The organism is Pantoea sp. PNT03, assembly GCF_014852515.1.
Classification (GTDB): domain Bacteria; phylum Pseudomonadota; class Gammaproteobacteria; order Enterobacterales; family Enterobacteriaceae; genus Pantoea; species Pantoea leporis.
The window spans coordinates 1,547,944-1,563,169 of record NZ_JACVBT010000001.1 but is presented as its reverse complement, the minus strand read 5'-3'; the positions used below and the strand labels follow the sequence as shown (position 1 = coordinate 1,563,169).

14 protein-coding genes are annotated in these 15,226 nt (G+C 53.0%); 6 read left to right on the top strand and 8 right to left on the bottom strand.

The genetic code is table 11. From position 1 onward, the window contains the following. Positions 1–105 precede the first annotated feature (105 nt). Positions 106–279: a hypothetical protein gene (locus tag IB226_RS07345; RefSeq protein ID WP_167391168.1), complete on the top strand. Its 174-nt coding sequence runs from the start codon at positions 106–108 to the stop codon at positions 277–279. Here IB226_RS07345 and IB226_RS07340 read toward each other — a convergent pair. Then, on the bottom strand, positions 276–1,424 hold the full coding sequence (locus IB226_RS07340; RefSeq protein WP_192234324.1) for a beta-glucosidase: 1,149 nt from the start codon (positions 1,422–1,424) through the stop codon (positions 276–278). The two genes, IB226_RS07345 and IB226_RS07340, sit on opposite strands and share 4 nt — an antisense overlap. A gap of 160 nt (positions 1,425–1,584) precedes the next feature. Here IB226_RS07340 and IB226_RS07335 point away from each other — a divergent pair, with 160 nt between their 5' ends. Continuing rightward, positions 1,585–3,048, top strand: a complete 1,464-nt coding sequence (locus tag IB226_RS07335; RefSeq protein WP_101760872.1) for a phosphatidylserine/phosphatidylglycerophosphate/cardiolipin synthase family protein — start codon at positions 1,585–1,587, stop codon at positions 3,046–3,048. A 31-nt stretch (positions 3,049–3,079) separates the two neighbouring features. On the opposite strand, the gene mdoC is transcribed toward IB226_RS07335, so the two are convergent. Next, a complete protein-coding gene (gene mdoC / locus IB226_RS07330; RefSeq protein ID WP_101760871.1) occupies positions 3,080–4,204 on the bottom strand; it encodes a glucans biosynthesis protein MdoC in 1,125 nt (374 codons plus the stop codon). 278 nt (positions 4,205–4,482) lie between these two features. Between mdoC and IB226_RS07325 the strand changes: the two genes are divergently transcribed. From IB226_RS07325 to IB226_RS07315, 3 genes are all read left to right on the top strand, one after another. Beyond that, positions 4,483–6,018, top strand: a complete 1,536-nt coding sequence (locus IB226_RS07325; RefSeq protein ID WP_192234533.1) for a glucan biosynthesis protein G — start codon at positions 4,483–4,485, stop codon at positions 6,016–6,018. Then, positions 6,011–8,560, top strand: coding sequence for a glucans biosynthesis glucosyltransferase MdoH (gene mdoH / locus IB226_RS07320; RefSeq protein ID WP_101760869.1), 2,550 nt, complete (start codon positions 6,011–6,013; stop codon positions 8,558–8,560). Before IB226_RS07325 ends, mdoH begins: the two co-directional genes overlap by 8 nt. Before the next feature lie 135 nt (positions 8,561–8,695). Then, entirely contained in the window at positions 8,696–8,935 is a 240-nt protein-coding gene (locus tag IB226_RS07315; RefSeq protein ID WP_110865906.1) for a YceK/YidQ family lipoprotein, read from the top strand. Between the two features lie 6 nt (positions 8,936–8,941). Here IB226_RS07315 and IB226_RS07310 read toward each other — a convergent pair whose 3' ends face one another. The 3 genes from IB226_RS07310 to IB226_RS07300 all read right to left on the bottom strand — a co-directional run bounded on the left by IB226_RS07310 (position 8,942) and on the right by IB226_RS07300 (position 11,205). Then, positions 8,942–9,337 carry a MysB family protein gene (locus tag IB226_RS07310; protein ID WP_101760867.1) on the bottom strand — a complete coding sequence of 132 codons (396 nt, stop codon included), beginning with the start codon at positions 9,335–9,337 and terminating at the stop codon, positions 8,942–8,944. Between the two features lie 119 nt (positions 9,338–9,456). Further along, positions 9,457–9,723: a hypothetical protein gene (locus tag IB226_RS07305; RefSeq protein WP_008103132.1), complete on the bottom strand. Its 267-nt coding sequence runs from the start codon at positions 9,721–9,723 to the stop codon at positions 9,457–9,459. Between the two features lie 558 nt (positions 9,724–10,281). Beyond that, positions 10,282–11,205 (bottom strand): Kdo(2)-lipid IV(A) acyltransferase, encoded by a 924-nt coding sequence (locus IB226_RS07300; protein ID WP_101760866.1) that lies wholly within the window; start codon positions 11,203–11,205, stop codon positions 10,282–10,284. 267 nt (positions 11,206–11,472) lie between these two features. Between IB226_RS07300 and IB226_RS07295 the strand changes: the two genes are divergently transcribed. Then, a complete protein-coding gene (locus IB226_RS07295) occupies positions 11,473–12,528 on the top strand; it encodes a rhodanese-related sulfurtransferase (protein WP_101760865.1) in 1,056 nt (351 codons plus the stop codon). Between the two features lie 44 nt (positions 12,529–12,572). Here IB226_RS07295 and IB226_RS07290 read toward each other — a convergent pair whose 3' ends face one another. The 3 genes from IB226_RS07290 to solA form a co-directional block, all read right to left on the bottom strand. Then, complete coding sequence (locus IB226_RS07290) at positions 12,573–13,148, bottom strand: YceI family protein (protein ID WP_101760864.1); 576 nt, start codon at positions 13,146–13,148, stop codon at positions 12,573–12,575. A 1-nt stretch (position 13,149) separates the two neighbouring features. Further along, on the bottom strand, positions 13,150–13,722 hold the full coding sequence (locus IB226_RS07285; RefSeq protein ID WP_192234322.1) for a cytochrome b: 573 nt from the start codon (positions 13,720–13,722) through the stop codon (positions 13,150–13,152). Positions 13,723–14,014: 292 nt separating this feature from the next. Continuing rightward, positions 14,015–15,130 (bottom strand): N-methyl-L-tryptophan oxidase, encoded by a 1,116-nt coding sequence (solA, locus tag IB226_RS07280; protein WP_192234320.1) that lies wholly within the window; start codon positions 15,128–15,130, stop codon positions 14,015–14,017. Positions 15,131–15,226 lie beyond the last annotated feature (96 nt).

Here is a 15,226-nt window from a genome sequence, read left to right as displayed (position 1 = left end):
GTGCTTGCAGTCACTTCGGTTACGCTTATAATCTTCGTCCTGATGATTACGCTGTGGATGAGTTAAGGTCAGCACCGGGAAAAGGAAGCCTGCAAGGAGATGTCGATGGAATCCAGCGATGACAAACTGATCGCCATAATTGGCCTGCTCTCCGCCTGTTTAATCGGCGTGGTGTTTCTCTTCACCATGACCTGGCTCACCGACGTGCGTCACCCCGCGGATCCTTCACTCGATGTGCAAACCTGCCCGCAAAAACCCGCCACTACGCAACAGTCCTAGCTTTTTGTCTGCCAGTTCTGCCACTTAATCTGTTGACTGCGCAACTCCAGCGCCAGCGCCTCATGCAGGGTGCGATTGCCATTGGGATCGCCGAGGCCAAACAGCGCACCCGGTGAACGCCGATCGTCGGCCCACGCCGGATACTCCACCACCGGATAGAGTGAAATCCCTTCCAGCGCCACGCCGTGATCCAGCGCCAGACGCGCTTCTTCACTGATCTGCCGCAGCCAGGGCGCTCGCGCATCACCTTCGGCTCCGGTTTCGGCCAGAATCATCGGGCGCTGATAACGTTGCCAGCACTGCATTAACAAACGGTGCAGCGGTTGGCGCGTCGGATGGTCCAACGGAATGGTTTCGCCTGAGAAAAACCAGTGATTGTCGGGATAGTAATTGAGACCCAGAATATCGAGGAAATCCGCGCGGCCACCCAGTTCCGGCGCATCGCGTCCGCCAATCCAATCCCAGGCTTCAAACTGCGCCTGATGCTGCGCGTCGGCATAAGGTTTGCTGTCAGGGTTATCGGGATCGGTCGCCACCTGCACCAGCGGATCGGTCAGCACAAAGCGGGCATCGGGATAAACCTCGCGAATGGCGTGCATCGCCGCCAGCGAGGCGCGCACTAATTGGCGCTTCAGCTCACGACCGCGATCGCTGGCGTAGGGATCGAGCCAGGAAACATCCGCGCCAGCCCACGACCAGAATGAGATCTGATTGATCGGCGTAAAAAAGGGCTTTTCGATGCCTTCATCGCGCATCAGTTGCGCCATCGCGCGGGCGAAGCGTTCAAAGTGATCGATAAAGCTGGCTTTCCAGATATCCAGGTGATCGGGATAGCCAAAATGCGCCAGCTCCCAGATAATCTGCATATCGTGACGCGCCGCGGCGTGCACCATCGGCAGAAAGGTGCGCCAGTCATATTCATTGGGTACGGCTTCAATCAGATGCCAGCGAGCGCCATCGCGCGCGGTGTGCAAACCTTCCTGCGCCAGTGCGGCATAATCTTTCTCCAGCAGCATGTCGTGGCCGCTGCTGATCACCATATCGAGCCGACGTCCGCCTGCGCGCCGGGCGGTTGAACAGGGAAAACTGCCCTGAAAGAAACTGCGGAACAGCTGAGGGTGATGGCGCAGGGATTGCTGAGTCATAATCCTCTCCTCACATTGAGCGCCGGATGCAGAATGCAGAACGCCTGGCTAAGTCTAGACTAAATTGACGGTGCGCCATTGGGCAGAAAAGGAAGCCTCCGATTGCTTCTTCGCGCATTGATACCAACAATAATAGGTCCACAGCTTTCAGGGATTCACTATGAGTGAAGCAGCAACCTCTTTGCCGCCTGAGGAACATTCGGGCAACCGGCTGAAACCGAGTGTTGAGGCGCGTTGCGCACGACATCCGGGCATGAGCGGCATCCATCCGCTTAACGATGGATTGGACGCTTTTGCTGCGCGCTATCAGTTGATGAGCATGGCGCAGCACACCATTGATGTGCAGTACTACATTTGGCACAACGACATGTCCGGCCGCTTGCTGTTCAGCGCGCTGCTGGACGCCGCCGAGCGCGGGGTGAAAGTGCGATTGCTGCTGGATGACAACAACACGCCGGGTTTGGATGAGACGCTGGCGGAACTCGATCGCCACGCCAATATCGCGGTGCGCCTGTTTAATCCGTTCTCGTTCCGCACGCTGCGCGCGCTCGGTTATCTCACCGATTTTTCCCGCCTCAATCGACGTATGCACAATAAGAGCCTGACAGTGGATGGCGCGGCGACGCTGGTGGGCGGGCGCAATATCGGCGACGAATATTTTGGCACCGGCGATGAACCGCTGTTTACCGATCTCGATGTCCTGGCGATTGGTCCGGTGGTCGACGAAGTGACGCAGGATTTCGAACGCTACTGGCGCAGTAAAGCGGTATCGCCGCTGCGCAAGGTGGTTGATGTGAGCGGCGATGCGCATCAGGCGGTGCGCTTGCCACAAGAGTGGCAGCAGAGTGAAGCGGTGGAGCGCTATCTGGCACGGTTGGAGCACTCGTCGTTTATCAGCCAGATGGAGCAGGGCGAGTTGGAGATGACGTGGGCGGAATCGCGGCTGCTGAGTGATGATCCGCGTAAAGGGCTCGGCAAAGCAAAACGTCGCAGTTTACTGCCGCAGCGCATGCTAGAGGTCATCGGCACGCCGCAGCAGCAGTTCGATATTATCTCGGCCTATTTTGTCCCGACGCGATCTGGCGTGGCGCAGCTGCTGGCATTGAAGCGTCGCGGGGTGAAGATTGCCATCCTTACCAATTCGCTGGCGGCCAATGACGTCACGGTGGTGCACGCCGGTTATGCGCGCTGGCGCAAAAAACTGCTGCGCCACGGCATCGCGCTGTATGAACTGAAGCCGCAGGACAATCCGCAAACCGCGCCACACGATCGCGGTATCACCGGTAATTCAGGTTCCAGTTTGCATGCCAAAACCTTCACCGTGGACAATCGCAAAGTATTTATCGGCTCGTTCAATTTCGATCCGCGTTCCGCCATGCTGAACACCGAAATGGGGTTGGTGATTGAGAGTGAAGCCCTGGCGCAGCAAACGCATCAGCGCTTTATTGCCGGGATGCGCGATCGCGCCTGGACGCTACGTCTGGATAAGTGGGGACGCGTCAATTGGGTCGAGTTTGCTAACGAGCAGGGCGAAGTGGTGCACAAACATGAACCGCAATGCACGCTGCTGCAGCGCTTGCTGGTGCGACTGGTGTGGCGCTTGCCGGTTGAGTGGTTGCTTTAGATAAAAAGGGCCAGCTTAGCGGGCCCTTTTTTCATTTGCGTTGCGGCTTACCGGAGAACAGGAAGCGCAGCAGCGGAATGCGCAGATGGATTTCATACAGCGTAAACGCCACGCCAAATACCATCAGTAAGCCGACGAAGAAGCCGAGCGTGTTGTTGCCGATGTGCGGCGTGATGTAGATGCCGTACAAAATGGTCAGCGGATGGTGTACCAGATAGATAAACAGCGAGGCATTCACCAGATACATGATGCGCGGCGAATGGCTGTTCAGCAGCTTATGGCCGAAGCTAAAACAGACGTTTAGCATGCACAACCCCATCAGCGTCGAAATGATCATATCGATTTCATACAGCCAACCTTCACCGCTGCTGTAACGCTGATTCAGGCTATAGGCGATGAATACTGCGATAGCGCCAAAGCACATCACCGGATTAAAGCGCACAAACAACGCTTTCAGCGCCTGATGCTTCCAGCTCAACGCACCCAGCATAAAGAACGGCAGGAACATCAGCGTTTGCATCACGGCAATGCTGAACAGGCCATCGGCAAACACGGCCGGAACGAAATAAAACAGCACGCGGCGGAACGCACACCAAATTAAGGCATAAGTCAGTAGTGCAAGCGTCAATTTACCCCAGCCAATTTGCTGATAATCGATGCTGCGCTGCTGCTTATTCAGCCAGCGAAACGCCACCATACCGAACGTCGTCAGAATCACCAGTACCAATAAAAACCACAGATGAGATATCAGCTCCCACGCCAGCGTGTTGTACTTGTCGTACAGCGAGAAACTGTTCCAGTCGCCGATTTTATCGGTGAGATTTTTGGTGATGAAAAACTGCGGCAAAGTAATCAGCGGCACGGCAGTCAACATCGGGATGCCGACACGCTCCAGACGCACTTTCAACCAGCGCTGCGGCTGGTAGCGTAAGTAGAGCATGTAGGAAAAATAGCCTGAAATAACAAAGAATACCTGCATGCGGAAGGCGTGAATAAAGTCGTTCAGCACCGTCAACCACATTGAGGCGTCATGGCTGTTCACGGCCCATTTCTGCGTGGAGTAAATCAGGGAGACGTGAAAAGGCACGCCCAATAACATTAAATACGCGCGAATCGAATCGAGGAAATATTCACGTTCGGGTTTAGCTGAACTCATAATCTTCCAATAGTCAGTTTACTTGCCGGTTTCGCCCTGAAACCGGATTATGCCGAAGGAAAATTCTACCGGCTGTAAACAGGGTATACTATCAGGTGAATCTGTATGTGATTTTGCGGGGTTTAATTATCCTAAAAGCACATTTTCAGCTTACAAATCAGCGGAACAATCTATTACATACGCTGTCGGAAAACCGAATAATCCTTTAAGATAATCGGGTTTGATCTAAGCACACGAAAGGGGGGGATGTGCTGAATAATGTGAATAATAAAGTGGGACTGGTAAAGATGCGCTGGGTAGGCGCGGCAGTTCTGCTGGCTATGTATGCCAACAATAGTTGGGCGTTTAACATTGATGATGTTGCAAAACAAGCCAAGGCGTTGGCAGGGAAAAGTTTCGAAGCGCCAAAAAGCAATTTACCCTCTCAGTTTCGTGAAATGAAGTTTGCTGACTATCAGCAGATCCAGTTTAACCACGACAAAGCTTATTGGGGCAAACTGCGCACGCCGTTTAAGCTTGAGTTCTATCATCAGGGCATGTATTTCGATACGCCGGTGAAAATCAACGAAGTGACGGCGTCTTCAGTACGTGAAATTAAATATAACCCTGACTACTTCAATTTCGGCAACGTAAAACACGATGCTGATGCAGTCAAAAACCTCGGCTTTGCTGGGTTTAAGGTGTTGTATCCTCTAAATAAAAAAGGCAAAGACGACGAGATCACCAGCTTCCTCGGCGCCAGCTATTTCCGTGTGATTGGCGAGGGCCAGGTGTACGGTCTTTCGGCACGTGGACTGGCGATTGATACCGCCTTGCCGTCGGGCGAAGAGTTCCCGCGCTTTAAAGAGTTCTGGATTGAGCGTCCAAAACCGCAGGACAAACAGCTGGTGATCTATGCGCTGCTGGATTCGCCACGCGCGTCCGGTGCCTATCGTTTCATCATTAAACCGGGCAAAGAATCGACAGTTGATGTGCAATCCAAAGTTTATCTGCGTGATAACGTCGGCAAACTGGGCGTTGCGCCACTGACCAGTATGTTCCTGTTTGGTGCAAACCAGCCTTCGCCAGTGACCAACTTCCGTTCTGAGCTGCACGATTCGAATGGTCTTTCGATTCATGCCGGTAACGGTGAGTGGATTTGGCGTCCGCTAAATAACCCGAAACATTTGGCGGTTAGCACTTTTACCGTTGAGAACCCGAAAGGTTTTGGTCTGCTGCAACGCACGCGTGATTTCAGCCGTTTCCAGGATCTCGACGATCGCTATGACCTGCGCCCAAGTGGCTGGGTTGAGCCGCAGGGTGATTGGGGTAAAGGCCGCGTTGAACTGGTTGAGATTCCAACCGCCGATGAAACCAACGACAACATCGTTGCGTTCTGGACGCCGGAAAAACTGCCAGAGCCGGGCAAAGAGATGAACTTCCAGTATCGTCTGCACTTCACCCGTGACGAGAATCAGCTGCACTCAGACGATATCGCCTGGGTAAAAGACACGCTGCGCTCTGCCGGTGATGTGAAGCAGTCGAATCTGGTGCGTCAGCCGGATGGTTCTATCGCCTTCACCGTGGATTTCGTTGGCAAAGCGATGAGCAAGCTGCCGGAAGATACGCAAGTGGCGCCGCAGGTGAGCGTGGGTAACAACGCTGACGTGGTTGAGCAGAGTGTGCGCTACAACCCGGTGACCAAAGGCTGGCGTCTGGTGTTGCGTCTGCGAGTGAAAGATAACAAGCAGCCGACTGAGATGCGTGCGGCGCTGGTGAGCGGCGACAAGACATTGACGGAAACCTGGAGCTATCAGCTACCTGCCAATGAATAAATCGATATTTCTACCTCAATCTTACGTGGAGGCTCTGCCGCTTGATGCGGCAGGGCGCGCCCGTCTCAGCGATTCGCTGCAAAATGCGCAGGCGTTCCACGCTATTCATACGTCGCTGGGGCAAGATAACGCCGCCAGCGAGCGCCCGGATGATGCGCCGCTGAAATCGGTGTCATCCCGTGTGCAAATGGCCTGGCCGGACTCACTGGCGGATGGTCAGCAGCTCAGCAAGGATTATCTCGATCGCACCACACTGAAGGCGATGCCGAAAGTGAAGCGTTCGCTGATGTTCCCGGAGATCTGGCGTACCAACCCGATTGCGCGCGCCTGGGATTCCCTGCGCGGCCAGAAATCCACTCCACGCTATGCCACCGTTGAAGAGCAGAAAAACGAGGACAAGTGGCGCCACGTTGGCTCCATGCGTCGTTACGTACTGCTGATTCTGACGATTCTGCAGACCGTGGTGGCAACCTGGTACATGAAAACCATTCTGCCGTATCAGGGCTGGACGCTGATCGATCCTATCGAGATGTTCAACCAGAACTGGCTGCAGTCGGTTGAGCTGATCCTGCCGTACATCCTGCAGACCGGGATTCTGTTCCTGTTCGCTATTCTGTTCTGCTGGGTTTCTGCTGGTTTCTGGACCGCGCTGATGGGCTTCCTGCAGTTGCTGATCGGTCGCGATAAATACAGCATTTCGTATTCGACTACCGGCGATGAGCCGCTGAATCCGGAACACCGTACTGCGCTGATCATGCCGATCTGTAATGAAGATGTAGAACGCGTGTTTGCTGGCCTGCGTGCGACCTGGGAATCGGTCAAACGTACTGGCAATGCCGAACACTTCGACGTCTACATTCTGAGCGACAGCTACGATGCCGATATCGCCATCGCCGAGCAGAAAGCCTGGATGGAGCTGGTGCGTGATGTCGGTGGCGCCGGCAAGATTTTCTATCGCCGTCGTCGTCGTCGTGTGAAGCGTAAAAGCGGCAACATCGATGACTTCTGCCGTCGCTGGGGCAGCAACTACAGCTACATGGTGGTGCTGGACGCCGACAGCGTAATGAGCGGTGAGTGTCTTACCGGTTTAGTGCGCATGATGGATGCTAACCCGAACGCCGGTATTATCCAGTCTTCGCCGAAAGCGTCAGGCATGGATACGCTGTATGCGCGTTGCCAGCAGTTTGCTACCCGTGTGTACGGTCCGCTGTTCACCGCTGGTTTGCACTTCTGGCAGTTGGGTGAATCACACTATTGGGGCCATAACGCCATCATTCGTGTGCAACCGTTTATCGAGCACTGTGCGCTGGCACCGCTGCCGGGTGAAGGTTCCTTCGCGGGTTCGATCCTGTCGCATGACTTCGTTGAAGCCGCGCTGATGCGTCGTGCCGGTTGGGGGGTGTGGATCGCCTACGATTTGCCAGGCTCCTATGAAGAACTGCCGCCGAACCTGCTGGATGAGCTGAAGCGTGACCGTCGCTGGTGCCACGGTAACCTGATGAACTTCCGTTTGTTCCTGGTAAAAGGGATGCATCCGGTTCACCGTGCGGTGTTCCTGACGGGCGTAATGTCCTATCTCTCTGCGCCGTTGTGGTTCATGTTCCTCGCGCTTTCTACTGCCTTGCAGGTGGTGCACACGCTGATGGAACCGACCTACTTCCTGCAACCACGCCAGCTGTTCCCGGTGTGGCCGCAGTGGCGTCCCGATCTGGCGATAGCCTTGTTCTCAACTACGTTGGTGCTGTTGTTCCTGCCGAAACTGTTGAGCGTGGTGCTGATTTGGTTCAAGGGAGCGAAACCTTATGGTGGCGCCATCCGCTTGTTCTTCTCGCTGATTCTGGAGATGCTGTTCTCAGTGCTGCTGGCGCCGGTGCGCATGCTGTTCCACACCGTGTTTGTGGTCAGCGCGTTCCTTGGCTGGGAAGTGGTGTGGAACTCGCCGCAGCGTGATGATGATGCGACGCCGTGGAGCGAAGCTTTCCGTCGTCATGGTTCACAGATGCTGTTGGGTCTGGTGTGGGCGGGCGGTATGGGCTTCCTCGATCTGAACTTCCTGTGGTGGCTGTCGCCGATCGTCGTCTCACTGATCCTGTCGCCGTTTGTGTCGGTGATGTCGAGCCGTGCAACGGTAGGGCAGAAGAGTAAGAACGCCAAACTGTTCCTGATCCCGGAAGAGTATGAGCCGCCTAAAGAGCTGGTTGATACCGATCACTATCTGCAGATCAATCGTCAACGCGCGCTGAAAAATGGCTTTATGCATGCACTGTTTAACCCGGCGTTTAACGCGCTGGCGACGGCAATGGCAACATCGCGTCACAAGCAGAGCGATTTACTGGATCATGCGCGTGACCGTCGTGTCGATCAGGCACTGAGCGATGCGCCAGAGAAACTGAATCGCGAGCAGCGTTTGCAGCTGATTAGCGATCCGGTGGTGCTGGCTCGTGTGCACTCACGCCTGTGGGAAAGCGCGGACAAATATCATCAGTGGGTGGAAAGCTATCAGAAGCTGAAGCTCAATCCAGAGGCGCTTCCACAGCGCTGAGGATGAGAAAGTAGAAAGCGGCAGAAATGCCGCTTTTTTTTCGCCAGAAATATGACGCAATCTTTACGTGTTAAGGAGTGGTCATCGTCCCTGCGAGATGGTTAAACTAACGCCAGTTCATTGTGAGTAAATGTTGTGAATTATTTCCTGAAAATAACCGCGCTCAGCGCCGCGATTCTTCTGCTCACCGGTTGTGGCAGTATCATCAGCCGCACCTTTCCCGGACAAGGTCACGGCAACCAATATTATCCCGGCGTGCAGTGGGACGTTCGTGACGGACCGTGGCGCGTGCTAACCATTATCGATTTGCCGCTGTCGCTGGTGATGGACACGCTGTTACTGCCCGTCGATGCCAGTCACGGTCCGTACGAATAAACGTTATTACAGGTTGTCAGAAGGGCTGTTGTCGTCTTCCCACTCTTGTGCCGCCGCTTCGCCCTCTTCAAGGTCACGCGGTGGTTCCAGCTGGAACTCGCCGTCGTCCCATTCGTGCAGCGTATTTTCCGCCTGCCACTCCTGACGCAGTTCGACTTCATCAAAATCGCCATCAAAGATGGCTTGTGCGGCGTCTCCGCTTGAGATTGGCAGGCATTCACCCTGACCGTCCTCTTCCGCGAAAAATTCGGCCTGCCACATAATGTCGCCATCCTGCATCACGTACTTCTGCAGGGCGAACTGGCTTACACTGGCATCTTCTTCAGCGATCTCTGGTTGGCTGGCGAGAAACTCTTCACGAGCGGCTTCAATGGCTTCTTCAAGGGTGGTAAACAGGCTCATCATCAACTCCATGTCTGTAAAAAAGGGATTTCACAGAAGGATAGACGAAAAATCGTGACGTGCAGGGCGGAGAGGAAATATCAGTTGGGCGGTTGCGTGAAATTCAACCGCCCAACCGGTCAGGCTATTTTCTGCGGGAAATGCAATACCGGGCGTACTGATTCGTGAATAATTGGAGCAGAGTAACGAATACAACATTTAATACAGGGCTTAACCTTTTTAAAATTAATACGCGCGGTTGATAATGCCTGATTTAAATTATATAGAGTGCCAATAAATACCATGTCCTCCTTTACGGGTAAGCGTTTGCACTCTTTCCGATGCAGAAGATGATAACCTTCCTGATCGGTACTGATCGTCACGTAGTAGTAGATACCTTTATTCATATTATATTGTCCTGAGATATATTTGCTGTGTGTAATCTTTTTATATTTTTTAAAAGTGAACGGGTGAAGCTAAGTGCTGTAATCGAAATTAACTGGATTCGATTTTACGAACCAATTCCATAAAGTTATAAGCGAAGCGATTATTTTAACGAAAAGGAATATGAGGTTTTTTAATCAGACAATACCTTGTTTAGTAAGTTAATTTTACTTCATTGATAAGTGATGCCGAAGGATTTAGCAATATTAAATAGGAATAGCCCTGGAAGTTGTAGAAATCAGGTCCGAAACGCTAAACTTTGGTGAATAAATATTAATGGGTGACAATTCCGGGAATCCTGCATCAACGCAGAATTTGGCTGCTGCGGCGCGAGGAAAGGTTAATTTTACGTCAACATTGCGTGCTGAAGAAAAGTGATGTCTGATTAAATGCGGCGCTAAGCCAACTATCAGCCTAAGTTCAGGCTGGCACGGCTCACTAATAAATTACCGCATGTGATCGCGCCAAAAGGCAAATTAGTGCATATAAACAGCGGAGCACACATGGTGCCCCGTCCAATATTAATAAACCGATGGTTCGCCTTGCGGACGCGTTTTAAAGCGGCGATGCAGCCACATGTATTGCTCTGGAGCCAGCAGCACCGTCTCTTCCACCACTTTATTCATCACCACAGCCGTATCAAGTTCAGATTCCAGCGTAAATTTGTCGCGGATATCTGGCATCATTTTCAGCTCATAGCCGCGCGCGTTCGGCAGACGTCGCGCCAGGAACGGCACCACGCTTGGGTTTGCCAGACGAATCAGCATATGGGTGCCGGTGGTGGTCGCCGCATCCTGAACCGCGAAGAATGGCGCAAACACGCTGCTGCGCGGGCCATAATCATGATCCGGTGCATACCAGATAATGTCGTTGTTCTTCATGGCGCGAATCATGCCTTTCAGATCTTTGCGGTCCAGCATGCTTTTATTGGAGCGCATCCGGCCCCAGGTTTGCAGCCAGTCGATCAACTTGTTGTCGTTGGGACGATACACGCCAATGCCTGGGTTGTGCATACCAAATACCCGCGCTCCCAACTCCAGAGTCAGAAAGTGCATACCAATTAATAATATGCCGCGCTTCTCTGCCAGCGCGTTAGTCACGTGCTCCAGCCCGCTGGTGGTGACCCATTTACGAATACGCCAGTCCGGCCAGAACCACGCCATCCCGGTTTCAATCAGCCCCATGCCAACCGATTCGAAGTTGTGCTTTACCATCGCGTCACGTTCATTGGTCGGCATAGTGGGGAAGCACACTTCAAGATTACGCTGCGCCACTTCAACGCGCCGCTTCATAAAGCGCATGGCAACGCGACCCAATCCGCAGCCAATTGCATGCAGTACCGGATAGGGCAACAGCACCAGCAGATAAAGAAAGCCAATGCCGAGCCAGGTCAGCCAATAGCGTGGATAGAAGAGTTCACGGGTGAGTTGGGGAAGTTGAGTCATGGAAATGTCAGTATCCTGCGTCTTATGCCAGAGAGTCCGGTTTCTGTAATTTTTTGTCATTATGCCATTTTTTCATTCTGGCTGAAATCAAGCATAGACCGAGGACGGCTTTCCGACAGCAGGTATGCGCACGAAAACGCAATTGTGGCGCACAAATGCGTGTGTAATTTCAGCTGGCAGGCTTATCAAACCAAAATTTTTGTATCAGGCAGAATTCGGGTATCATACGCGCGCTAAATTTCTCTGATTGCTAACAGGACGAACACCATGCCAGTGTTACATAACCTTGTTTCCAATAAAGAGCTGAAGGAACGTATGTTGGCGGAAACCGAACCACGTACCACAGTCTCTTTTTATAAATACTTCCAGATTGCCGATCCTAAAGCCTTCCGTGATGCCCTCTACGTTGAGTTAACCAAACTCAAGGTGTTTGGTCGCGTCTATGTTGCGCATGAAGGCATCAACGCACAAATCAGTGTGCCCGCCAGCCGCTACGAAAAGATGAAGGCCGCTTTGTATGCCTTTGATGCGGCGCTAAATAACTTGCGCATGAACATTGCGCTGGATGATGACGGTAAATCTTTTTGGGTGCTGCGCCTGAAAGTGCGTGAACGCATTGTAGCGGATGGGATTGAAGACAATAGCTTTGATGCCAGCGATGTGGGTGCTTACCTGAAAGCCGCGGACGTTAATGCAATGCTCGACGATCCGGATGCGCTGTTTGTGGATATGCGTAACCACTACGAATATGAAGTGGGGCGCTTCGATAACGCCATGGAAGTGCCGGCCGATACCTTCCGCGATCAACTGCCGATGGCCGTTGATATGCTGCAGGATCAGAAAGACAAAAAGATTGTTATGTACTGTACCGGTGGCATTCGTTGTGAAAAGGCCAGCGCCTGGATGAAACACAACGGCTTCAAAGATGTTTATCACATCGAAGGCGGGATTATTGAATACACCCGTCGGGCGCGCGAACAGGGCTTACCGGTGCGTTTCAAGGGCAAAAACTTTGTCTTTGACGAGCGCATGGGCGAGCGTATTTCCGACGATATTCTTTCCAGCTGTCATCAGTGCGGCACGCCTTGCGATAGCCACACCAACTGCATCAATGACGGCTGTCATTTGCTGTTTATTCAGTGCCCAAGCTGCGCTGAAAAGTACAACAACTGCTGCAGCCCTATCTGCATGGAAGAGTCAACGTTGTCGCCAGAGGAGCAGCGCGCACGCCGTGCGGGCCGTGAAAATGGCAACAAAGTGTTCAACAAATCACGTGGTTTGCTGAACATGACGATGGCAATTCCGGCGCCAGATAAAAAATAAGCGTCAAACAGCCTGAGGTCTGCGGACTTCAGGCTGTACTTCGTTTACTTACGCACGCCTTCCACCGAAATAATCAGTTCAGCTTTCTGCGATGCCGGGCCAAGATCTTTGCTGATGTTGAACTCTTTCAGCACGATCTCACCGCTGGCTTCAAATCCTGCACGGTAGCCGCCCCATGGATCTTTGCCTTCACCGATCAATTTTGCATCCAGCGTGACGGGCTTGGTCACGCCATTCAGCGTCAGGTCACCGGTGATCTTGTAATCTTTACCCTCTTTCTTCACGGCGGTAGAAGCAAAGGTTGCCTGCGGGAACTTACCGGTGTTGAGGAAATCCGCGCTGCGCAGGTGTTTATCACGCTCAGCATGGTTGGTATCGAGGCTGTTGGTGTTGATGGTCACGTTGACTTTATCTGCCGCAGGATTGGCTTCATCAAAAGTGAAGCTGCCATCAAAGTCTTTAAAGGTGCCGTACAACCAGCTGTAGCCCAGGTGCTGAATGCGGAACTGCACAAACGCGTGCTGGCCTTCCTTATCAAATTTGTAATCAGCCGCGCTGGCCGTCAGGCTGGCGCTCAATAATCCGGCCGCTGCTACTGCCAATAATGTCTTCTTTAGCATGTTACTTTTCCTTTTCAGAGATTAACGGGATGCGGTAACCCAACATCCTTTTCAGTGTCACATCACGGTCGATAAAATGGTGTTTCAGGGCTGCCAGCGCGTGCAGTGCTGAGATCAGCACCAAACCCCACGCCAGCCAAAGATGAAGGTCACCCGCCAGATCCGCTTGTTGCGCGGCGCCGCTGAACAGGGCGGGAACCGCGAACCAGCCAAATACGGAGATCGGTTTGCCATCGGCGGTGGAGATGAGATAACCGGTGAACAGCAGCACCAACAGTAAGCCGTATAACAGCCAGTGCGCGGCGGTAGCGCTGCGTCGTACGGCGGGCGAATAACTCGCCAACGGTTTGGGCGGAGGTGAAATAAAACGCCAGCCGAGGCGCAGCAGCAGCGCAGCGAACAGCAGAATGCCGATGCCTTTATGAATTTCGGGCGCATCGTGATACCAGCCATCGTAATAGCCCAATCCGACCATCCACAAACCCAGCGCGAACATGCCGTAAATAACCAGCGCCATAAGCCAATGCAATAAAATCGAGACAGCGCCGAAATGCTGTGTGGAATTACGCCACATTAAAATCACCTGGAATGAAATAAGTGGTAATGAGCATCTACATTTTGCAATGAAAGATCAATTAACCTTACTTTTCTATAAAGTTGAAAATCATCTTCGGAATAAATGAGGATTTAATTAAAACTCAGTCAGAATAATTGAAGGGACAGCTTAAAAGGCGGGGCTTATTGCGAAGTATTGCATATTCACTACACCAAATGCGGCATAGCGCTGCGCTGAATGTTAATATAGGTAATTAACTGTCAGTTTGTGTCAATTTCGCCGGCACAGGATTAGTACCGGCAAGTATGGTTTAGTTAAATCGCGCGAGGGAGAAAGGCGCAATATCGAAAGAGAACGGTTTGTTCTGCGCAAATTCACTGGCAAGTTCACCCAGCACGCTGGCGAATTTGAAACCGTGTCCGCTTAAGCCGGTGATGATCAGACGATTAGGTTCGCCCGGTAGCGTATCGATAATGAAATCTTCGTCCGGCGTATTGTCGTAGCTGCAGGCTTCGCCATGCAAACAGACGCCCACACCCGGCAGGAATTTACGCAGGAAGCTAAAAGATTCGTTGCCGTCTACCGCGATGCTGCCAAAAGGTTTGCGATCGGCCGGCGTTTGCATCAGCTGTCCGCCATCGTGACGTCCCACTTTCAGCGCGTTGTTATCCGCCGGGAAGCCGTAAAAGTGGCTGCCATCGCTCATCTCCACGGTAAAGCCGGGGAATTTATTGTTCTCGCTGTAGCGACCATCTGCCTGATACCAGGCGAAAACTTTGCGCACGGGCGCAACCGGCAGATCGGCGACCAACTGGCTCACCCAGGTACCGGCGCTGACCAACAGTTTACGCGCGCGGAAAATGCCATCGCTGGTGGTGACTTGCTGCAGATCGCCGTCACGACCTATCTCTGTCACCGGACAGTTAAACAGCTGCGCGCAACCGGCCTGTTCCGCCAGCTGCACCCAGCTGCGCACCGCTTGCTCACATTTGAGGAAGCCGGAGTTGGGTTCGTACACGCCGATGTAGCCATCCGGCACTGTGAACTGCGGCCAGCGCGCGCGCACTTCATCGGCTTGCAGGATTTTCACATCCAGCTGCCACGCTTTCGCGCTATCGATAACATTTTGAATAAAGGAGGAGGTGATGGGCGCTAAGTTGAGGATGCCGCTGCGATGCATGATGCGCTCGCCGCTCTGGCGTTCCAGCTCATCCCAGAGTGTCTGTGCGCGTAGCACCAGCGGCACGTAGCGTTCACCTTCACCATACGCATGGCGAATCAGGCGGGTTTCCCCATGATGTGTGCCCTGGCTGTGCGGCGGATGGGCGCTATCAATCATCAGCACCGATAAGCCAGCCTGCGTGGCGTAAAACCCTGCTGCTGCGCCGACCGAACCGCTTCCCACCACAATCAGATCATAAACCATAACGACATCACTCCAGCAAAACAGCGAAATTTTTCAACAGCATATCAAAAGAGAGCGCCCATGAAAAAGGCACCCTGTTGGGTGCCCTTTCACGCG